Below are 21,835 nucleotides of genomic sequence, written 5' to 3' on the forward strand. Positions count from 1 at the left end.
GCCTGCTGCATAAATCTAAAGTAATGCTTCTCAGAAAAAAAACTTTTTATTTGCATAAACCATAGAATACGGGTTTATTTAACAGGGGGCTCTTGCCAAGACTCACGATTTGACAGATCCACAAGCCATCAGGAAATCGCTGGTCACGCTTAACGCTCACCGCAAAACGCCAGTCTAATTCACCTTCGCTGTTCTTACCTTTTTAGAAAAAATCTTCGGAAAAAAGCGTTTTAATAACACGGCTCTGGTTTCTTTTCCACCAATATAAACCTCTTCTTTTTTGTTGCTAACAGCCAGCACGATTTGTTTGGCACATTCAGCAGGTGTCATGGCATTTTCATGTGCATCGCCCATCATATTAAGTGGGTTGCCATCTCCGGTAAGTGCATTGTAGGTAACGTTTGTTTTGATAAAGCCCGGACAGATAATCGTGATATCGATGTTTTTGTCGTAAACTTCCGATCGGAGCGAATCGAAATAACCATGTAATGCATGTTTTGACGCCGCATAGGTAGAGCGGAATTTCGTGCCGAATTTCCCAACAAGGCTACTGATGATAACCAGTTGTCCGCCACCATTGCTTATCATCGAGGGCAAAACCGCTTTGCTCAAAACAACCGTTCCCCAGAAATTGGTGTCCATAATTTGCTGTTCGGTTTGCAGGTTGGTTTCGAGTGATAAACTCCGCTGACTTACGCCACCGCTGTTGATCAGTAAATCTATTTTTCCAAAAATGCGGATGGCATCGGCCGCTTTGTTTTCGAGTGTAGCCGTTTCGCTCAAATCGAATGGGAGAACATGTACATTAAAAGAGTTTTGGCAGTTTCCTTTTACACGGAACAACTCATCGCGATTTCTCCCTGAGATAATCAGTTTGTTACCCCCTTTAAAATATTCATATACCAGGGCCTCGCCAATACCTGATGATGCGCCTGTAATCCATACAATTTTTGACATAATTTTTTAATTAAATACTGAATGATTGGGTTTTGAATCAGTGAATGTTGTTTTTAAATCCTTCATGCTCTAATTCAATCATTTTCAATTCACTCATTCGTCTCCTACAATAAACAATTCTGAAGCAATATGATCGGCAAATAATTTTCCGTTCTGACTTAAACAAATTTTATCTCCGTCAATCACCAGCCAATCTTTATCCTCAAAATTTTTAAGGTTATGTTTTGTTTCTGCTAAAAAGTCTTTCCCGAAATCGGTATTTATTTTTTGTAAATCAGTTCCCCACATAGTTCTTAACGAAGTCATGATGTATTCGTTAAATCTATCGTTTAAACTCAATTCTTCAACAATTTCAGGGAGCTTGTTGTGGCCTAAGGTTTCCATGTACAAGGCATTATTGGCAGGATTCATATAACGGTTTTGGCCGTTAAAGCCGTGTGCCGATGGGCCGACACCAATGTAATCTATTCCCTTCCAGTAATTGGTGTTATGCACGGCATAATGATCTGGTTTGGCAAAATTCGAAATTTCATAGTGTTCAAATCCGGCATCGACCAGTTTATCCATCAAAATTACAAACTGAGCAGCACTTTGGTTATCGCTTACTGGTGTCTGTTTTTTGTTTTTGATGGCGTGGGCTAAAGCTGTACGGGGTTCTACCGTTAGCGCGTACGCCGAAATATGTGGCACCTCCAGCTCAATTGCTTTCTGGATATTGTTCAGCCATTTTTGGTCTGTAAGCAAAGGATAACCATAAATTAAATCAAGGCTTAGGTTTTCAAAACCGGCATCCTGACTTCTTCTGATACAACCTTCAGCTTCCTTTGCCTGGTGCGCCCTGTTCATCCAGGTCAGATCTTCATCGTAGAAAGATTGAATACCCACGCTAAAGCGGTTAACGGGTAATTGTTTCAGTTCTTTTAATTTTTGCGCGGTTAAATCATCCGGATTGGTTTCGATCGTAATTTCGGCATTTGAATCGACTGAAAAGGTATGATTAATCGTATCGAAAATCTTTTGCAGTGCTTCCTGAGACAGGATAGAAGGTGTTCCTCCGCCCAGATAAATACTTCCAATTTGTCCGCTAATCCGATCTTTTTTCATTTTAATCTCCTTGCAGATCGCATCAACCATTTCGTCAGCATATTTTAGAGAAGTGCTAAAATGAAAATCGCAATAGTGACAGGCCTTTTTACAGAAGGGGATATGGATGTAGATACCGGACATTTAATGATTTCTTATAATAAGGGTATAAAGCACCATAGAATGATGTAGTTAAGTTTTTGTTTTTTTAATTAGTTGTGTTTCTGTTTTTTGGCTAGCTTATTTTGTGCAAATTTTAATTAACCTACTTTTGTTACTGATAAAGCTAATCGTTCATTTTTCAAGTAACAAGAATAACAAATAGTAAGCGTAAGATATAAAGAACTTAAAAATGGTAAACACATGCCTGTCTAGATATTTATCTTAATACCGCAGGCAAAGGTAAGTGCAATTATGAATTTCTAAGCATGTATATAACCCCTGTCAAAATACGCTAAAAAATTGAGGTATATTTGTAAACAAGAAAGCCCCGGATGCGACCGAGGCTTTAAAACTTCACTTAGTTACGCTTTTCCGAAGAAAAGGAGGCTTGACTAAGCATAACATGACAAAGTTAAAAATATTTATAATTAAACCAAAATTTTTTAATGAATTACGCTCAATTAGAATCCTACCTTTCACAACCTAGATTAAATCGTTTTCTTCGAGCTACAGGTAATTCGAAAGTTAAGGCACAAAAATTATACAGGATAAATCTTCGTGTTTGCCAAGCTTTTTATCCCATAATGAATCTGTTTGAAACCTTTCTTAGAAATGCCGTTTATAATACAATTGCAGCACATTTTGCGGATAATGATTGGATAATTAATCAAAAAAGCGGCTTTATGAGCCACCTTTCTCTAGCCCCGTCAAGATATTATCTAAAAGGCCAGGTAGATAAGGGGGAGGTTGAAATTAGAAGAAAAAGAAATGTGGTTACAGCAAGTCGATTAATTGCTGAACAAACATTCGGTTTTTGGACAGCTTTTTTTGATAATCACCATTATATACTTGTCGGCGGTGCCCCACTCAATGCTTTTATACATAAACCTCAGAATATTAATCGTTCTGCGCTTGCTGCAAAGCTTTTGCGAATAAGAACTTTAAGAAACCGTATTTATCATAATGAGCCAATATGTTTTTCGGGGAATACTGTAGAATTTAGTTTGGCACGCAAGGTTTTAGACGATATTCATGATATTCTGGAATGGATAAGCCCCGATTTGAAAAGCTACACTGATTCATTTAATAGTATCGTGGCGAAAATTGATCAGGTAAATAATCTATAAATTTTATTTCCTAAGGACGGTTATGCGTTTAGATACTTAAATTTTAAGCCATATTTATTAATCGAACTCATGTTAAAAAGTAAAGATATAGCTTTACTTTATTGTTGTTTTTGTCAAGTAATAGCTTTACTTATGGTAATGCTTGATTGAAATTACTTCCGCATTTCTTTGCTGCTGTAAGTTTTTATATATCTTTTTCCATCTTTATCTCCATTCCAAACATTTGTAACAGCTGAAATTTTATGCGGTAGCCCTTTCTGTTTAATAATCAGGATTTTTGAGATTCTTCTAAAGGTTTTGTTCCATCGTCTTTTATCTAACTTTTCTGAAGTTGCAGTTGTTATTCCGATTATTGGCGTTTTCTTCTTTGAATTGGACATTATTAAAATTAAATATCGTACTGTTTTTCCATTATTGCTAAAGTTATTAATTAATCAACTTATTTTCTTTAGGTAAACAATGATTATTCAGCTACTTTTGCATCCTTAAGTTTTGATTTACAGCATGCCGAAATTCATTTTCATTTTGTTCGCGTTTTTATGTTCTACCCATTTTGTAGCAGCACAAGAAATTCCTGTTCAAACAGATAGCGTAACGGTAAATCAGTACCAGTATAGAAGGTATCGTCCCGATTCGGCAACACTGGCCAGGCAGAAATTTTCAACGGATTCGCTTGTTCGTCATACCTGGGTGCTGCCAGATAGTTTAATCAATAAAGGGGCACTGCTCGATACCATCGAAAAGGAATATCTTTTCCCTAAACTCGATTTACTGGCCTGGCAGAAGAAATACCAGCACTTAAAGAAAAAGGCAAATCCTTATCAATTGGGTACAAAAATTCCAAAAGGTAATGTTGGTTTGCTTGGATTTATTTTTGGTATGCTCATTATTTTTGCGATTCTAAAAAATGCTTTTTCTAAACAATTATCGGCCATTGTGCAATCGTTTTTTAGTAACCGGATTCTAAACAATATCAATAAAGAAGATAACCTGTTTAGTTCGTGGCCGTTTTTGTTGCTGTTTGTGCAGTTTGGTTTCGTTTTTGGGATGTTCTTTTTTCTGGTTGCCCAGTGGAATGACATGTATCAGGCTAAAGACGGATTTAAGTTTTTCTTTAGTATATCGATTACTATCATTGTTTTTTATGCCCTTAAACTGGTTCTTTTACGCTTTTTGGGTTACCTGTTTAATGTGCAGAAGCCAGTGGGCGAATACATCTCCATTTTGTACCTCAGCTACTTCAATGCATCGCTGCTGTTTATCCCTTTAGTTGTTGCTTTTGCCCTATCACCACTTAAATACGGTGCGGTTTATATCGTGTTGGCATTCTTGCTGTTAGGCATTATTTTTGCTTTTCAACTATTACGGGCAGGTATAACGATACTTTCTAATAATAAGTTTTCTAGAATGCATTTATTTTTGTACTTTTGCGCCCTCGAAATATGTCCTATCCTAATACTAATTAAAACGATAGGACTGTAGCAGGAAAAAGGAAAATGCAAGAAAAGAACGACTCTAGAATCCGCAAAGTAAAAAGTATTTTGGTTACTTTACCAAAACCTGAAACAGAAAAATCTCCTTACTACGATTTGGCCAAAAAACACAACTTAAAAGTTGATTTTAGGTCCTTTATTCACGTTGAAGGTGTACCCGCAAGAGACTTTAGAAAGGATAAAATTAACCTGGCCGATTTTACAGCGGTAATTTTTACCAGCCGTAATGCAGCCGATCATTTTTTCAGAATCTGTGAAGAAATGCGTTATGAAGTGCCGGCAGAATTGAAATATTTCTGTCTTTCTGAGACCATTGCTTTGTATCTACAGAAGTACATTCAATATCGTAAGCGCAAAATCTTTTTTGGTAAACAAACTGCAGCAGATTTAGCAGAGGTACTAAAAAAGCATGCCAACGAGAAGTTTTTATACCCTTGCTCTGATATGGCTACCGAAGACACGATGAAGTTTTTGGAAAAAAGCGGGTATAATTTTACCCCTGCTGTTTTGTTTAAAACAGTGGTGAGCGATTTATCTGATTTAGCCGAAGTGTTCTACGATGTTATTGCGTTTTTTAGTCCCTCAAGTATTCAGTCCTTGTTTAAAAATTTCCCCGATTTTAAACAGAATAATACCCGGATTGCCGCTTTTGGAACCAACACAAGTAAGGCTTGTACCGATATGGATCTGATCGTGGATATTGCTGCGCCAACCCCGGGCGTTCCATCTATGACGATGGCTATTGAAAATTACATCAAAATATCTAATAAATAATACGATTAATAATTTATTTTAAGTCAATACAATAAATGCGTAACTTTACTGTTAATAAGAGAGTTACGCATTTTATTGCACAAAATATAAGGTTGTTGGAAAAAAGTTAATCTAACTTTAATTGCCTTTGAGTGATGATTTAACGTAAAATATTTGCTTTTGTTGATAATTTCAGTGATTTTTGATAAAATTGCTCCTAATCGTGCTGTGCACACTATAAAAAATATGAAGAAAATCTACCTTCTAGCTATTGTAGGTATAACTGTAATGCTAGCAAGCTGTGGTCATGGCGGCCAAGGCGAGCTGGTTGGTGCTTATAACCGAAAATTCAAAAACGATAGAATCCCACTAGGAATGGTTTACGTGCCACCAGGGCATACGCCTCTGGGAGGTTCGGATGAAGATATCACTTTCTCTCAGAATGGGCCAAGTAAAATGGTAACCATTAGTGCGTTCTTTATGGACCAAACGGAGATTTCCAATGCAGAATATCGCCAGTTTACCAATTGGGTACGCGATTCGATTGCGATTGCGATGATGGGTAACCCTCAACAATTTATGATTACCCCGAGAGGAAATGCCGCAGCTGCTGTTGGTGGGGAGAAATACATCGACTGGAAAAAAGTTGGGCCAAACGGAGCCAACATTTGGCGTAATAAAGGTAGAGGCGCAGCCGCTGCTCAGGTGAGCCAGTTAGATGGGATGTATTATTCAGGTTTAGATGCGCTTCCGGGAAAAAAGGAATTAGATGTTCGTAAATTCGAATATTCTTATGCCGAATTAAATATGGAGAAAGCCGCTATCGGACATAAAGATCCAAACAGCAAACGCCAGGATTATATCGATCGTTATACCGTTGCCATTTATCCAGATACAATGGTTTGGAAAACAGATTATTCTTATTCACAAAACGATCCGATGGTGCGGGGTTATTACAACCACCCTTCATATGATGATTATCCTGTGGTTGGTGTAAGCTGGGAACAGGCAAAAGCATTCTCTCACTGGAGAACCAGGTTATATGATGGCGTTGCTACAGCAAGAAAATTACCTGTAGGATCTAGATCAGATTACAGATTACCAGCTGAAACTGAATTTGAATATGCAGCAAGAGGTGGTAATACCAAAACCAAATACCCTTGGGGCGGTCCTTATATCAGAAATACAAAGGGATGCTTACAAGCTAACTTTAAACCAGGCCGTGGCGATTATTCGAGCGATGGTGGTATTTATACGGTAGGTGTTAGGTCGTATTTCCCTAATGATTATGGTTTGTACAACATGGCAGGTAATGTTTCTGAATGGACATTAACCGCTTACAATAAAGGTGCAAGCCCGTTATTACACGATTTGAACCCGAATTTTACTTATGATGCCGGCGCAACCGACAGTAAATACAAAAAACGTAAAGTTGTAAAAGGCGGTTCGTGGAAAGACACCGGTTATTTTCTACAAAACGCTGTAGCAACATACGAATATCAGGATACACAAAGATCATATATTGGTTTCAGATGCGTTTCATCTTACCCTGGTACCGACTTAAGACATTAAACCAAACAAACTAAAAACTAAAGAAAAACATCAAAATTTTATGGCAGCAAAGAAACAACCAGGCTGGTTACACGTAGCGATTTCATGGGGAGCAAGTATTGTAATTATCGGAGCGTTATTTAAAATTCTACACATTGGTGGAATTTTGGGTAACTACATGATCGGTCTTGGTCTTGGTGTAGAAGCATTTTTATTCTTTTTAACAGGATTTTTCCCGCCAGAGCCAGAACCAGCTTGGGAAAGAGTTTACCCTGAATTAAAAGCAGATTTTAAAGGCGAGTTACCAACTGCATCAGCCAGACCAGTGGCAGCAACTGCATCGAATACAGCAGCTTTAGATAAAATGTTATCAGATGCTAAAATCGGTCCTGAATTGATTGAAAGCTTAGGATCTGGTTTACGTACTTTTGGTGATAAAGTGGCAACGATTTCTAATGTTGCAGATGCATCTACCGCAACCAACGAATTTACTGGCAAAATTAAAACAGCTTCAGCTGGTTTTGATAACTTAAGTGCATCTTTTGATAAAGCTACAGCTAATTTGAAAGCAATGGGCGAGAGCAGTGTAGATTCTCAGGCTTACCATGATCAGGTGAACAATTTAGCTAAGAATTTATCAGCTTTAAATGCAGTATATGAATTAGAATTGCAAGATTCAAGCGCGCATCTAAAATCGATGAATAAGTTCTATTCAAACTTATCATTAACCATGCAAAACTTTAACGAATCGATGGAAGATTCGAAACAGTTTAAAGAAGAGGTGAATAAGTTGGCTAAAAACCTATCATCGCTTAATGCAATTTATGGCAATATGTTATCGGCTATGAACGGCCCACGTGTATAATTTGTTTAGTTTTTAATTTTTAAAGGAAAAGCTACATCAAACATGGCAGGCGGAAAAGAAACAACAAGGCAGCGGATGATCAATATCATGTATTTGGTATTGTTGGCTATGCTCGCCTTAAACGTATCAGATACCATTTTAGATGCATTCAAAAATATCAACGATAGTTTGGATACCTCTAAAAACAATGTAAATACAAGTATTAATCAGTTATTTTCTGCCTTCGAAAATTCGAAGTTGAAAGAAGAGCCAGCCCGTGCCCAGCCAATTTACGATAAGGCAAAACAGGCGCAGAAGGCAGCTGATGACTTAAATAATTATATTGAAAGCATTAAAAAAGAATTTACCCAGGCAGGTGATGGAATAGATCCGGAAACCGAGGATTTGGTAAATAGATCAAATCAGGATATTGCACAGAATATCATGATCAATCAAAAGAAAGCGGATGAGTTGAAAAAGAGAATTAACGCCACGCGCGAAAAATTAATCTCTTTATTAGATCCGGCTGATAGGGCAAACGTATCATTCTCTCTTGAAGCTAAAGATCCGGCAAGAAAAAGAAAAGGAAACTGGCAGGAAACTTATTTTGGTGAGGGAACGCCTTTAACTGCTGCAATGACTATTTTAACCAAACTGCAAACTGATACTAAAAATGCTGAAGCAGAGGTGGTTAAAAAATTATTCGGAAATATGGATAAAGCACAGGTTAATTTGGATCAGTTTGCGGCAGTTGCAGTAGCACCTACTTCTTATGTAATTCAAGGACAACCTTATACTGCTGAAGTATTTTTAACCGCTAGTGATTCGAGATCTACTCCTGATATTACCGTTAACGGAAGTAAATTATCGGTTAAAGATGGTAAGGGAACTTATAGCGGTGGTACCAGCAGTGTTGGTCAGTTTACCTGGGTAGGTACGGTTCGTGTTCGCCAAACCGATGGTCAGGTAAAGGAATACAAAACCCAACCACAAACTTATCAGGTAGCGAAACCATCTGCATCGGTTTCTTCAACAAAACTGAATGTAATTTATGCCGGTATTCCGAATCCATTTACGGTATCGGCAGCAGGTTTTCCATTAGAAAGTATTCGTGCTTCCATTTCTGGCGGTTCAATGTCTGGTAGCAACGGGAACTACAATGTTAAAGTTCCGGGAAGCCTGGTTGGACAAGATGTTTCTATCAATGTATCAGCAAACAATGCCGGTAAAACCGTTAGCTTAGGCTCACAAAAATTCAGGGTTAAAGGGATTCCTACTCCGGTAGCTAAAGTTGGTGGCCGCGCTGGAGGCGATGTAGCTTCAGTACAATTAAAAAGTGAAACTGAAATTGAGGCAGATCTTGACGATTTTCCTTTCGATGTGAAGTTTAAGATACAACGTTATAAGTTAACAATTATCAAACCGCGTTCTGATGCTGTTACCATTCCAGGTAGCGGTGGAAGTTTCGCAGGTGCGGTTAAAGGTGCAATAAACTCGATTACACCAGGTACAAGAGTGTTTTTTGAAGATATTGTTTCGATAGGCCCAGATGGCCGTCAGAAAATTTTGCCTTCATTAGCGTTTAGCGTAAAATAAAAAGAAGATGAAAAGGATTTTAAGTATTGCTATTTTAGTGTTGTTAACCACGTTTGCTTTTGCACAAAAAAAGCCTACCAGGTTAGCACCGAAGAAAGCTGCACCAGTAGTTGCCGCACCTCCTGTGGCAGACACGGTGAAAGCTCCAGTTAAAACAGCTAAAAAGAAACTTAAGGTACCACCTAAAGATGGTTTTTATGCCCGTAAGGACATTGACAGTACTGAAATGGTTCCTTTGGCAGATGTGAGAGAAGAGGATGTTTTTTATGCAAAACGGATCTGGAGAGAAATCGATTTACGTGATACGGTTAACTCGGCCTTAAAATCGCCTAAATCTCGCCTGATTGATGTATTAATTGCCGCAATTAAGAAAGATGAACTAACAGCATACTCGCCAATTGACAGTGCGTTGAACGAAGATGATGCGTTTCTTAATCCAATGTCGGCAGATTCTGCAGCCAAATCGGCTTTAGGAACAGCAGAGGTTTCGAACAATAAAACCGGAACGGTTACTACGGTAGTTAATGATTTTAACCCGGAGTTATTCTTAAAATTCAGAATTAAAGAAGACTGGATTTTTGATACCAAACGTTCTGTTTTCGAACCGCGTATTGTAGGTATAGCACCATTAAAATACAATGAGGTTTCTAAACAATGGCAACCGGTATTTTGGGTGTACTATCCGGAGGCGAGGGAGATTTTAACGAAGAAACGTTTGATCAATACCAATAACGATGCTTCTTCATTGAGTTTCGATGATTTCTTTATCCGCCGCTTATTCAGCAGCTACATTGTAAAAGAGTCAAATCCTGGCGACAATAAGATCAGAGATATTATTACCGATCCCCGAGAAAGGTTGTACGAATCAGAAAGGATTAAAAAATCTGTTCTTGATTACGAACAAGGCCTTTGGGAATACTAAATATTACGAAAAAGCTCCGATGAAAGTCGGAGCTTTTTTTGTTTATATCGTTTCGACTATATGATAGAAATTGAGATTGCTTTTCAAAAAGAATGAGGATTAAAAGCGTTATTCCTGATTAAAATAAGCCTGAAGGGTGATGACCTGCTTTTTGTTCAGTATTTCGGCCAGCTCTTTCTCGGTAGCTTCTTTGATTTTTTTAACCGATTTAAAATGGGTGAGCAATTTATCCGCAGTAGTTTTACCGATACCTTCAATCTGTTCGAGTTCTGTTTTAAGTGTCCCCTGATCCCGTTTCTTGCGGTGGAAGGTAATCCCAAAGCGGTGGGCCTCATCACGGAGCTGTTGGATCACTTTTAAGGTTTCTGATTTTTTATCAAGATACAATGGATAGGAATCGCCAGGATAGAACAGTTCTTCCAAACGTTTGGCAATACCAATTACGGTAACTTTGTTTTCTATACCCAATAACTTTAAACTCTTCACGGCCGACGAAAGCTGCCCTTTACCGCCATCAATGATGATGAGCTGAGGCAAAGTCTGGTTTTCATCTAACATTCTCCTGTAGCGACGGAAAACAGCTTCTTCCATAGTCGCGAAATCGTTAGGACCCTCTACCGTTTTCACATTAAAATGGCGGTAGTCTTTCTTTGATGGTTTTGCATCTTTAAAAACAACGATCGCCGAAACCGGATATTTTCCCTGAAAGTTGGAGTTATCAAAGCATTCTATATGTTTTGGAAGCTGCGTTAAGCGCAGATCTTTCTGCATGGTCGTTAAAATACGATCGGTGCGTAAATCGGGGTTTAACTTTTCGTATTGATTGAGTTTCTCTTTTTTGAAAAACAATACATTCTTCTGCGAAAGTTCTAAGAGTTTTTTCTTTTCGCCCAGTTTAGGAACGGTAAATTTTAAACTTTCATCTTCTAACGAAGGCTCAAAAGGAACAATAATTTCTTTAGAGGTACTTTTGAATTTCGTTCTGAACTCTAACATGGCCAGGGTTAAAATCTCATCATCACTTTCGTCGAGCTGTTTTTTAACCTCGATGGTCTGCGTCTGAATAATCGTTCCGTTCATCACCTTCAGGTAGTTCACAAAAGCATAACGTTCATCTGATGCAATACTGACTACATCTACATTGGTGATGGCGCTATTTACCACGGTTGATTTGCTCTGGTATTTCTCCAGTACTTCTAATCTCCTTGCATACTGATGCGCCAGTTCGAAGTTCAGGTTTTCTGAAGCTGATTTGATGATTCCTTTAACGTCACGGATAACATTTCCGATTTTGCCATTCAGGATTTCTTTGATCTCCCCTATGTTTTTATCGTAGTCGGTTTCGGTCTGGTAGTTTTGACAAGGGCCCTTACAATTGCCGATTTGATACTCCAAACAAACTTTAAATTTTCCTTCAGCGATATTTTTCTCTGTTAAGGGCAAAGTGCAGGTACGTAACGGATACGTTTCCTTAATCAGATCCAAAATAGTATGCATCATACCTATCGAGCCATAAGGGCCAAAATAGGTAGAGCCATCTTTAATCACTTTCCTTGTCCAGTAGATTCGGGGATAATTCTCGTTTTTAACAATAATCCATGGATAAGTTTTATCATCCTTTAGGTTGATGTTAAATTTTGGCTGATGTTTTTTAATTAAGCTGTTTTCAAGTAACCAGGCATCAATCTCCGTATCAACAATAGTGAAAGTAATTTTACGTATTTTGGATACCAGTACCCTTGTTTTGCCATTAAACTGGTTTCTGTCACTATTAAAATAAGAGCCCACACGGTTGCGCAGGTCTTTAGCCTTTCCAATATACATCAGCTTTCCATCAGCATCCCAATATTGGTAAACACCGGGTTTATGCGGAATTGCGGTTAATGCTGTTTTATGGTCGAAACTGCTCATGGGAAATTAAAGGAGCAAAAATTAGGTAATTTTTAATAAAGAATAATGTTAGGCATAAAATCGAAATCTTTTTTGTTATAAGTAAACAATTCAATTTTATTTACAATAGCTGTTGCCCCAATGATTGCATCTGGTATTTGAAGATGATGACTTAGTTTGAAGTTTTCGATAAGTTCTACGGATTTCTGAGATATATAGTTGTCAAAATGGATAATATCGTAATACTTGATCTTTTTCTTCATCTGCGCTAGCTCTACTTTATTTCCCATGCCCTGCAAAAGTTCCATGGTCGTAATTGATGAGAGCAGAATGTTTTTGAAACCTATTTCTTCCAATATTTCGATGGTTGAGGTATTACCATTGAAAGCATGTATTAAAATATTAGTGTCACACAAAATCATAATTATTTTTTACGATCCCATGCTTTATCCCTTATATCTTCTAAATTTCTTGGTGAGTCCTTCCATATACCAAAAAGTTCTTTAGGATTAAGTGCTTTATCCCCTTTTAATATATTGGGCTTACTATCCTGCTGTGAAGAAATTATTTTAATATTTTCTAATTTCATAGTCTGAAATAAAGAAAGGAGTTTTTCCATCTCATCAAAATTTGATATTTCTAGTGTAACTCTCATATATTTCAATTTTCTATTACAAATTTAATATTTATCTCGAATAGTTTACCTGAAAACTTTTGGAATGACTATAGTACCTAGAATCCCAACTTCTCATCCAATTCGGTTGCGCCTTCTTCCTGTTGCTGGTATTGATTGCAATCGTAGGTGATGGAAACACCTGATTTTGGTGCCTCAAAATCAGCATGACTAATTTTTAAAGCAGGATTGGCGTATACTCTTTTGATAAAACCTGCAAAAATTGGTAGCGCGGTATTGGCACCTTCACCCTGATTGGTACTGATAAAGTGGAATGCCCTATCTTCGCAGCCCGTCCAGATGCCAGTTACCAATTGAGGGGTAATGGCCATAAACCAGCCGTCAGAGTTATTCTGCGTCGTTCCTGTTTTGGCACCTACTGGTGCATTTACATGGTATTTATAATTTAATCTCGAACCGGTTCCGTTGGTGACTACACCTTTAAGCATTCTGGTCATTATATAGGCAACTTCCTCGCTCATAATCGGCTTTGGTATCTCCTTTTGAGAAAACAATACCACCCCGTTTTTATCTTCAATTCTTAATAAATAAATGGGTTTGGTATAGGTTCCCTTGTTTGCAAAAGCACCATATGCGCCAACCATATTATAAATCGACGAATCGAATGTTCCCAAACAAATGGATGGAAACGCCGGAACGTTAGGAATTCCCATTTTGGTCGCTAAGGTAGATACCGCAACCGGACCAACCTGTTTCATTAAATAAGCGGTAACAAAGTTTTGTGAGTAGGCCAATGCCTTCTGTAAAGTGATATTACCAGGTAAAGGTTTGCCTGAGTTTCTTGGCGTCCATGGTTCTCCATAGCCATCAATCGTTACTGGCACGTTGGGTACGGTGTAACATGGCGAATATCCATTTTCAATAGCTACGGCGTAAGTAAATGGTTTTGCAGTTGAGCCCACTTGTCTGGTGCCCATTTTAACCTGATCGTATTTAAAATGCTCATAGTTAATCCCGCCAACCCATGCTTTTACATGGCCATTGGTTGGATCCATCGTCATCATCGCATTGCGCAACAACATTTTATAATAACGCACAGAGTCGATCGGTTTCATTACCGTATCAATATTACCTTTCCAGGTAAAAATGGTCATTTCTGTTTTGGTGTTAAAATCGTCTTTAATTTCATCGTCCGATTTACCTTCCAGTTTTAACGATTTGTAACGATCAGAGCGTTTAATACCCTGTTCAATCTGTAAAGCTTTATCTTTAAAAGGGTTTCTGCCTTTCCAGCTGGCGATAAACTGCGCCTGTAGAATCTTCATATATTCTTTTTGCGCTTCTTCGGCGTATACCTGCATATCATAATTCAATGTGGTATAAATTTTCAAACCATCGCGATCTAAATCGTAAGGTGTGCCATCAGGTTTGGTAATCGACTGCTCCTGAAAAATGGTTTTGATATCATTCTTCAATACAGAACGGAAGTAAGGTGCAATACCATCGTTAACGGTTGCGGCATTAAAATGCAGGTTTAAAGGTTTCTCTTTTTGCTCATCGAATTCCTGTTGGGTTAAGAGCTCAGATTTAACCATCATCGCCATTACGGTATTTCTACGGTCTCTCGAGCGCTCAGGATGACGTGTTGGCGAATACATGGTAATCCCTTTTTGCATGCCCACTAAAGTTGCTGCCTGTGTTAAGGTTAATTTATCGGGCGTGGTATTGAAATAAACCCTTGCGGCCGATTTAATGCCATAAGCCTGGTTACCAAAATCGACTGTATTTAAATACATGGTAATAATTTCTTCTTTGGTATAGTTCCGTTCTAATTTAACGGCAACTATCCACTCTTTAAACTTGGTTAATACCAGGGAGAAAAAATTCAGGTTCGATTCTCTTGGGAAAAGGTTTTTAGCCAATTGCTGTGTAATGGTACTCGCACCTTGTTTTTTGCCAATTAAATTGTAACCGATGATGGTAAAAGTACGTTTAAAATCGATGCCCGAGTGTTCTTTAAAACGGGTATCTTCTGTTGCGATTAATCCATTAATTACATTTTCAGAAATTTCCTTATAAGTCACATTCGATCTGTTCTGAACAAAATAAGTACCTAAGGGACGACCATCCTCAGCAATAATTTCTGAAGCCTGATTACTTTTAGGGTGTTCGATATCTCTGAAGGAAGGTAATGCACCAAAAAGCCCCAAACCGATCATCGAAATGAAAATCGCAAACAGGGCAATTCCCCCGATTAATATTTTCCAGATGATTAAACTATATCTTTTTGTTTCTTGTGCAGAAAGGGACTTATTCATTTTGTATTGTTATTTTCCATTAATCTCCAGAATAGAAGATTTTGGATGCAAATTTATTAATTTTTTATAGAACAGGTTTTTCACCACCGGCTCAAATCATGCTCCTTATTTGTAATTGTCTTTTAAAAACTCCAGATACGCATTAATATGTGAGCGATCTGTTAGTTTTTCGAAGTTTTCTTTACTGATGATAAAACCTTTATATAAGTTAGCCGGAACTTTCATAATGTTCTTTAATTGGCCTGTAATACTCGATTCGTAAAGTTTAGCATCTTCCAAATCGATAAAACTTGTAATGTAAATCAGCTGATCATTATCTAACTCTACCAATTTATGTTCCAAATCATTATCAGGATAATTGCCACGGTTAAATTGTCCTATTCCAAAACGCGATGAACTTAAGGTTAAAGTGGCATCCGCTACGTCGATTACATAATAGTATTCTTCTGATTTAGCTGCACTAAAAATGCTGGCCGGTTTGGCAAGATCAGCAGGTTTAACATCAACAGGTTTGGCTACAGGAGCAGGCTCTGCCGTTTTTACGGTTGCATTATCGGTTACCAAAGGTTTTGTTGGAACGGCAATTGGGGTAGCCTGGCTTACAAAACGTGGTGCGTTGGCATCGAAATCAACCAGGGCAAGTGGCCTTTGTTTAAATTCCTCCAGGTTCGCTTCAATATATTTTAAATGATCGCGCACCAAAGGCGTTATAATTTTATCGTTTGGATAAAGCGTGGTAATCTGGTTAAATTCGGTAAGCAGGGGATCAACTTTTGCTGTACGGCCAATGGCAATTGCTTTTAAATAAGCGTACTGCGGTGCAAGATCATTGTTTGGAAAAGCAGTGATGTTATCGTTAGCCTGTTTTACCACACTTGCATAATCTTTTTTCGCATAGGCATCAAAAGTCACATTATAATTGTTGATGGCAATGTTCTCCATTTCAGTTTGTTTGGCCGAATAGGATGGATCTAAAATGTTTTTGGCAAAGTTAGATTCAGGGAATTTCGTAAGCACCAACTGCTTGTACTGATCTGATTTTATCTCATCTGTACCTTTATAATTAAGGTACAAACTGTAATAAATGGCAACTAAATGATTGTTATCCGGATATCTTTTAATCAGTTCCAGGTATATTTTGTTTGCTTCTGGTTTATCGTTCAGTTCCTGCTGATAAAAGCTGGCGATTTCGAAATAAGCATCGATAATTTTCTGATCAGATGTGGCCAATAATGCCGGAGTAGTAGGAAGGCCATCTAAAAACTGTTTTTCTAATGAAGTTTGGTCCTGTGCAGCCTGATTGGTTTCTCCATTTGCGGGTTTTACTCCGGTGGCTACATTTCCGCCTGCCAAAACCTGATTGGTTTCCTGAGCAGAAGACCGGGTGCTTTGTCTCCAGTTATCTTCCAGTTGCCTGTTGCCCCAACGTTTCTTAAAATCGCCAAAGCCATTGCTAATCGCTGCATTATTATTAAAATAAAAAGTATTTCCGCCAATTTTGTTCGAGGCGTTTAACGATTGATTAGGAAAATCGGGGTCGTTTAAATACTGGTTACTGATTACTCCTCCGGTATTGCTCACCTCAACTTTTGGTGTTAAATAAGCTTTAACCTTTGCTTCACGCTCTCCAGCAGGAAGTTTAGCTATGGCCTGGGCGGTATCTTCCTTTGCAATAATGGTATACCTGTCGGTCAAATATTTCAGATTATCGGCTTTTTTAACAATGTTGTCGTAATCAGGAAAGTTTTTAGGCAAAATCATTACCGTACTATCGTAATACAACTTTGCTTTAATGTAGTTGTTAAATTCTTTAAAGTTTAAATCAGCAATTCTTAAGTACGACAAGGCTTTTTGATTTTGGTTTCTGGTACTTTTTGCAACCGATTTTTGGTAATTTTCTTCCGCTTTTACAAAGTTTCCTTCTGCCGAAAAAAGTTCGCCAACCTGGTAGTAAATCTGGTCGGTATAATCGAAGTTTTTATCGTCTTTAAGTAATGCTAAAAGCTGTTCCTCTTTGTTCAGGTTTACGCCGCTTAATAATGCTTTTAATTTAATCCGGTTTAAATTGGCATGAAAATACATTTCAAAAGGGGCGTTGCTTTTTTCAACTTTGGTGAAGTTGGCATAAGCATCCTGAAGATTTTTTTCTTTTTCCTGCAACTGCGCAAGGATAAAGCGCCAGCGTATACGGAGCTGTTTTTCGGCTGGAAGTGCAATTGCCGACTCTAAAAACAGGATTGCTTCCTTATTGCGTTTCTGGTAAATGCGCATCTGTGCGGCAGTAGCCAAAGGTTCTGCCAGATCTTTTTTTAGCTCATCAGAAGCACGCAACATGGTGTCGAGAATTTTATCGGCCAGCACCATATTGTTTAATTGCATTTGGCTACGTACTTTCCAGTTCATAGCCATAATAAATGTTTTTAAATCGTTGTTATAGGTTTTAGCCGTATAATCAAAGTATTCTGACGCAATAAAATAGTTGCCTTTTAAGTAATTCGCCTTGCCTAAAAGCATGTAGGCATCATCAATATAATTACTAAAACTTTTATCGTTTATAACAGTTTGTCCTTTGGTAATAACATCATCGAGCTGTTTATTGGCTACACCTGGTGTAAGTACCAGATTTACCTGAGGCTCGGGATCAAGGTAAACAGGCAGGGTTTTTTCGTAATTATCTGCATAACTTTGTAACAGGCTCTCATTATACTCGGTTAGTAAAACGTTGGAGTTATAGATATAGTTATACCTTGCCGTTAAGTTTTGAAACCTGCGATCTACTGCTGTATCTTTATTTGCGACACAGCCATAAATAAGGAGGACACTTATAAGGATGAGGAAGGGATTTAAGTTTTTGTTAGCGTAATTTTTCAAGTATGATAAATCTCTTAGGTGGATATACAATAAACAATATATGTAGAAAAATATTTTATTTGGCAACAAATTTTAATTATTCAAAGTTAATTTAATTATTGCATTAAAAAATGGAAAATCCGAAAGAAGAAGATACAAAGAAAAAGGTAAATGCAGCCGCCAAATATTCTGCTATTGGCTTCCAAATGATTGCCACCATTAGCCTTCTTACTTTTATAGGTTACAAGATCGATGAGCACAGAAACAGCAAAACTAATTTAATTACTGCTGCTTTTGCTTTGGCAGGGGTGGGGATTGCATTATATCAGGCCATCAGGCAGGCGACTAAACCGTAAGTTTTCAGTTGGCAGTTTTCAATTGGCAGTTGGCAGTTAACAGTTGGCAGTTTACAGTTGGCAATTTTCAGTTGGCAGTTTACGGTTCAGCCCTTGCTTCAGTTAACCAGTTAACCAATTCAACAGTTAACCAATTAATCAACCTCATAATAATTCTGCTTTGCACTACTTAATGATACTAAAAAGCTTATCTTTGCCGGAGTTTTTATCTGCTAAGAAATTATACATTGACTCTAGCCAAATTTACCAGTATCTATTTCATTTTCGTTGGCCTATTAATAGGTGTAATTGCCGTTTTACCTGTCGTATTTCCTAATCAACAATTGTTCGTGAATAACTTTTGGGTGATGTTTGGCTTTTTGGCCGGCATAACTTACGTGGCTTATATGCTTGTTGATATCGGTATAAAACGTGATCCTGAAGTAGGTGTGATGGCTATTATGGGATCAATTGCAGTGAAGATGATTTTTTGTATGGCTTTTGTATTGATTTACAGTATAAAAGCGAAGGGAATTGGGCTAATATTTATGCTTAATTTTTTTTCTTTATATTTATTGTTTACGGCCTTTGAAATTTACTGTTTGTTACGTAACTTGCGCCACCAAAATTTAAAGTAAAAAACTGCCAATAAATGGATTGTAACCGAGTTTTTGTGTCTAAAGTTAAAAGGCTAACTATTGTTTTTACGCTTTTAATCGCGTTTTTATCTATCAAAATTGATACTTTCGCTCAGGTTGATAGCGCTGTTGTTCCTGTTGATAGCGTTGTAGCCGGATCTGCCGAAGCAGTTTCTGGTGAGCATGGCGCTGCTAACCATGGTAAAGAAAAATTCGAGCCAACTAAAGTGATCATGGAGCACATTGCTGATTCACATATGTGGCACCTTTGGGGACATACTTCATTGCCTCTTCCGGTAATTTTATATACAGCTAACGGTTTAGAGTTTTTCTCTTCTGGTCACTTTCATCATGGTGAACATGATTATAACGGTAAATACAATAACTATCGTTTAGAAGAAGACCACATTAAAGTGGTTGGTGCTGATGGAAAAATCGATGAGGAAGCGAGTAAATCTGTTTTAGATTTCTCAATTACTAAAAACGTTGCTGCAATGTTCGTTGCGATTTTTGTCATACTGGTAATATTTATTTCGGTGGCAGCTTCTTATCGTAAACGTGTAGGTAAAGCACCTAAAGGTTTACAATCTTTTATGGAGCCAATTATCATTTTCGTGAGAGACGATATTGCTAAACCAAACATCGGTCATAAATACGCTAAGTTTATGCCTTATTTATTGACGACGTTTTTCTTTATTTTATTCAACAACTTATTTGGTTTGATTCCAATTTTCCCGGGTGGCGCTAACGTTACCGGTAACATTGCCCTGACTTTTGTAATGGCATTGGGAACTTTAATCATCGTTAATATTAATGGTAACAAATATTACTGGAAACACATCTTTAAACCAGATGTTCCCTTTTGGTTGTATCCGATTATGATTCCGGTAGAGTTAATTGGTATCATTTCTAAACCATTCGCTTTAATGGTTCGTTTGTTCGCAAACATTACGGCTGGTCACATTATCGTATTAAGTTTAATATCCTTAATTTTTATTTTCGAAACATTGGCTATTGCTCCGGTTTCTGTTGCATTCGTATTGTTTATGGATGTGTTAGAATTACTGGTGGCGTTTTTACAGGCCTTTATTTTTACATTATTAACTGCCTTATTTATTGGTATGGCAGTAGAAGAGCATCATTAATAGAAAACTATTTTTTACAAATTAATATAAATTAAATTAGTTATGGTAGGTTCAATCGCGGCAATTGGTGCCGGTTTAGCAGTAATCGGTGCAGGTATCGGTATCGGTCAAGTAGGTGGTAAAGCAATGGAAGGTATTGCTCGTCAACCAGAAGCTGCATCAAAAATTCAGACTGCAATGATTATCGCTGCTGCCCTTATTGAGGGTGCTGCTTTATTCGGTGTGGTAGTTGCATTATTAGGCTTAAACGGTTAATAATCACTGAAGAAATTAGGTTGGGTATTTAACGATTGGTTATTTACCCAGCCCTATTAAAAAGATTGTTTTTAAAAATTAGATAAAATGGAATTAGTAACCCCAAGCATAGGATTGGTTTTTTGGACGTCGTTAGCATTCATTTGCTTATTGATCTTACTTAGAAAATTTGCATGGAAACCTATTTTAGGTGCAATTCACGAACGTGAGCAAAGCATTGATGAGGCACTTAACAAAGCTGAATTGGCCAAACAAGAAATGGCTCGTTTAACCAGTCAGAATCAAGATTTGATGCAACAAGCTCGTGCAGAACGTGACGAAATTTTGAAGGAAGCTAAAACCTTAAAAGATGGTATCTTAAACGAAGCTAAAAAACAAGCTCAGGTTGAAGGTGCTAAATTGATCGAGAAAGCTAAAATCGAAATCGAGAACCAAAAGAAAGCAGCTTTAGCTGAAGTTAAAGACCAGGTTTCTTCATTATCATTAGAAATTGCAGAACGTGTTTTACGTACGCAGTTAGATGATAAAGCTAAACAAGAAACTTTAGTAGCTAACTTGTTAAAAGACGTTGAATTAAACTAGTTTGAGAAAATAGATTTGAGATACTAGATATTAGATAGGAGATTCGTTCTCACATCTTCCATCTCACATCTCACATCTCACACCTAAGAATATGTCAGAAATTAAAGTTGCAAGCAGATACGCCAAATCATTAATAGACCTAGCCGTTGAAAACAATGCGCTGGAAGCATCTTATAATGATATGGTTTTGTTTGAAAAAGTGGTTGATGAAACTCCTGAACTAGAAGCAATATTAAAAAACCCGATTGTACCTTTAGATAAAAAAACAGGTATTTTGAATGGTATTTTTGCTGATAAAGTAAGTAAACTAACCATCTCATTTTTCAAGATCGTAGTTAATAAAGGCCGTTCGGCAATTTTATTTGCCACTGCAAAACAGTTCGTTCAACAATATAACTTAATTAAAGGTATTGTTACTGCTGATGTAACTACTGCAAGTGCATTAAGCCCTGCAGCTAAAGAGCAGATTGTTGCGATTGTAAAAAGAGAATTAAACGCCAACCAGGTTATTGTTAACGAAAAAATTAACGAAAAATTAATTGGTGGTTTTATATTGAAAGTTGGTGATAAGCAATTTGATGCAAGTATTGCCAGCGGTTTAAGTAAACTAAAAAAAGAATTTGCGCAGTAAGCGCGTGGCGATAAACGTATAGCGGAAAACGCCGTGCGCCAAACGCCAAATAAAAGAATTGCGATAAGC

Annotated in this window: 21 protein-coding genes; 13 read left to right on the forward strand and 8 right to left on the reverse strand. The window is 37.5% G+C overall.

Features of this window, described 5'->3' with window-relative positions; all coding sequences use genetic code 11:
* Positions 1 to 174 precede the first annotated feature (174 nt).
* Entirely contained in the window at positions 175 to 957 is a 783-nt protein-coding gene (locus AC07YT_RS21730; RefSeq protein WP_086547952.1) for an SDR family oxidoreductase, read from the reverse strand.
* Positions 958 to 1,050: 93 nt separating this feature from the next.
* Entirely contained in the window at positions 1,051 to 2,184 is a 1,134-nt protein-coding gene (hemW, locus tag AC07YT_RS21735; RefSeq protein ID WP_086547951.1) for a radical SAM family heme chaperone HemW, read from the reverse strand.
* Between the two features lie 464 nt (positions 2,185 to 2,648).
* Here hemW and AC07YT_RS21740 point away from each other — a divergent pair, with 464 nt between their 5' ends.
* Positions 2,649 to 3,329, forward strand: coding sequence for a hypothetical protein (locus AC07YT_RS21740; protein WP_086547950.1), 681 nt, complete (start codon positions 2,649 to 2,651; stop codon positions 3,327 to 3,329).
* A gap of 152 nt (positions 3,330 to 3,481) precedes the next feature.
* On the opposite strand, the gene AC07YT_RS21745 is transcribed toward AC07YT_RS21740, so the two are convergent.
* A complete protein-coding gene (locus AC07YT_RS21745) occupies positions 3,482 to 3,709 on the reverse strand; it encodes a hypothetical protein (RefSeq protein ID WP_086547949.1) in 228 nt (75 codons plus the stop codon).
* A 124-nt stretch (positions 3,710 to 3,833) separates the two neighbouring features.
* Here AC07YT_RS21745 and AC07YT_RS21750 point away from each other — a divergent pair, with 124 nt between their 5' ends.
* The 6 genes from AC07YT_RS21750 (at position 3,834) to porN (ending at position 10,488) form a co-directional block, all read left to right on the forward strand.
* A complete protein-coding gene (locus AC07YT_RS21750; protein ID WP_086547948.1) occupies positions 3,834 to 4,811 on the forward strand; it encodes a DUF4271 domain-containing protein in 978 nt (325 codons plus the stop codon).
* A 14-nt stretch (positions 4,812 to 4,825) separates the two neighbouring features.
* Positions 4,826 to 5,596 (forward strand): uroporphyrinogen-III synthase, encoded by a 771-nt coding sequence (locus AC07YT_RS21755; RefSeq protein ID WP_086547947.1) that lies wholly within the window; start codon positions 4,826 to 4,828, stop codon positions 5,594 to 5,596.
* Between the two features lie 225 nt (positions 5,597 to 5,821).
* Positions 5,822 to 7,147, forward strand: a complete 1,326-nt coding sequence (gene porK / locus AC07YT_RS21760; RefSeq protein ID WP_086549431.1) for a T9SS ring complex lipoprotein PorK/GldK — start codon at positions 5,822 to 5,824, stop codon at positions 7,145 to 7,147.
* 40 nt (positions 7,148 to 7,187) lie between these two features.
* Positions 7,188 to 7,991 carry a type IX secretion system motor protein PorL/GldL gene (gene porL / locus AC07YT_RS21765; RefSeq protein WP_086547946.1) on the forward strand — a complete coding sequence of 268 codons (804 nt, stop codon included), beginning with the start codon at positions 7,188 to 7,190 and terminating at the stop codon, positions 7,989 to 7,991.
* A 42-nt stretch (positions 7,992 to 8,033) separates the two neighbouring features.
* Complete coding sequence (gene porM, locus AC07YT_RS21770) at positions 8,034 to 9,566, forward strand: type IX secretion system motor protein PorM/GldM (protein WP_086547945.1); 1,533 nt, start codon at positions 8,034 to 8,036, stop codon at positions 9,564 to 9,566.
* A gap of 7 nt (positions 9,567 to 9,573) precedes the next feature.
* Positions 9,574 to 10,488 (forward strand): type IX secretion system ring subunit PorN/GldN, encoded by a 915-nt coding sequence (gene porN, locus AC07YT_RS21775; RefSeq protein ID WP_086547944.1) that lies wholly within the window; start codon positions 9,574 to 9,576, stop codon positions 10,486 to 10,488.
* Between the two features lie 108 nt (positions 10,489 to 10,596).
* Here the strand turns inward: porN and uvrC are convergent, their stop codons facing one another.
* From uvrC to porW, 5 genes are all read right to left on the reverse strand, one after another.
* On the reverse strand, positions 10,597 to 12,399 hold the full coding sequence (gene uvrC, locus AC07YT_RS21780; RefSeq protein WP_086547943.1) for an excinuclease ABC subunit UvrC: 1,803 nt from the start codon (positions 12,397 to 12,399) through the stop codon (positions 10,597 to 10,599).
* 32 nt (positions 12,400 to 12,431) lie between these two features.
* Positions 12,432 to 12,794, reverse strand: coding sequence for a type II toxin-antitoxin system VapC family toxin (locus AC07YT_RS21785; RefSeq protein WP_494945521.1), 363 nt, complete (start codon positions 12,792 to 12,794; stop codon positions 12,432 to 12,434).
* Between the two features lie 8 nt (positions 12,795 to 12,802).
* Entirely contained in the window at positions 12,803 to 13,033 is a 231-nt protein-coding gene (locus AC07YT_RS21790; protein ID WP_086547941.1) for a hypothetical protein, read from the reverse strand.
* Positions 13,034 to 13,110: 77 nt separating this feature from the next.
* Complete coding sequence (locus AC07YT_RS21795) at positions 13,111 to 15,330, reverse strand: transglycosylase domain-containing protein (RefSeq protein ID WP_086547940.1); 2,220 nt, start codon at positions 15,328 to 15,330, stop codon at positions 13,111 to 13,113.
* A gap of 105 nt (positions 15,331 to 15,435) precedes the next feature.
* The gene (gene porW / locus AC07YT_RS21800; protein WP_086547939.1) at positions 15,436 to 18,201 is read right to left on the reverse strand and encodes a type IX secretion system periplasmic lipoprotein PorW/SprE; all 2,766 of its coding nucleotides are present in this window, start codon (positions 18,199 to 18,201) and stop codon (positions 15,436 to 15,438) included.
* Between the two features lie 110 nt (positions 18,202 to 18,311).
* Between porW and AC07YT_RS21805 the strand changes: the two genes are divergently transcribed.
* From AC07YT_RS21805 to atpH, 6 genes are all read left to right on the forward strand, one after another.
* Positions 18,312 to 18,536, forward strand: coding sequence for an AtpZ/AtpI family protein (locus AC07YT_RS21805; RefSeq protein WP_086547938.1), 225 nt, complete (start codon positions 18,312 to 18,314; stop codon positions 18,534 to 18,536).
* Between the two features lie 329 nt (positions 18,537 to 18,865).
* Positions 18,866 to 19,153, forward strand: coding sequence for a hypothetical protein (locus tag AC07YT_RS21810; RefSeq protein WP_494945522.1), 288 nt, complete (start codon positions 18,866 to 18,868; stop codon positions 19,151 to 19,153).
* A gap of 14 nt (positions 19,154 to 19,167) precedes the next feature.
* On the forward strand, positions 19,168 to 20,298 hold the full coding sequence (gene atpB, locus AC07YT_RS21815) for a F0F1 ATP synthase subunit A (RefSeq protein ID WP_086547937.1): 1,131 nt from the start codon (positions 19,168 to 19,170) through the stop codon (positions 20,296 to 20,298).
* Between the two features lie 42 nt (positions 20,299 to 20,340).
* A complete protein-coding gene (gene atpE / locus AC07YT_RS21820) occupies positions 20,341 to 20,553 on the forward strand; it encodes an ATP synthase F0 subunit C (protein ID WP_025144011.1) in 213 nt (70 codons plus the stop codon).
* 87 nt (positions 20,554 to 20,640) lie between these two features.
* Positions 20,641 to 21,135, forward strand: coding sequence for a F0F1 ATP synthase subunit B (locus AC07YT_RS21825; RefSeq protein ID WP_086547936.1), 495 nt, complete (start codon positions 20,641 to 20,643; stop codon positions 21,133 to 21,135).
* A 91-nt stretch (positions 21,136 to 21,226) separates the two neighbouring features.
* Positions 21,227 to 21,766, forward strand: a complete 540-nt coding sequence (atpH, locus tag AC07YT_RS21830; RefSeq protein ID WP_086547935.1) for an ATP synthase F1 subunit delta — start codon at positions 21,227 to 21,229, stop codon at positions 21,764 to 21,766.
* Positions 21,767 to 21,835: the final 69 nt, after the last annotated feature.

This window comes from Pedobacter sp. GW460-11-11-14-TSB4, assembly GCF_059423705.1.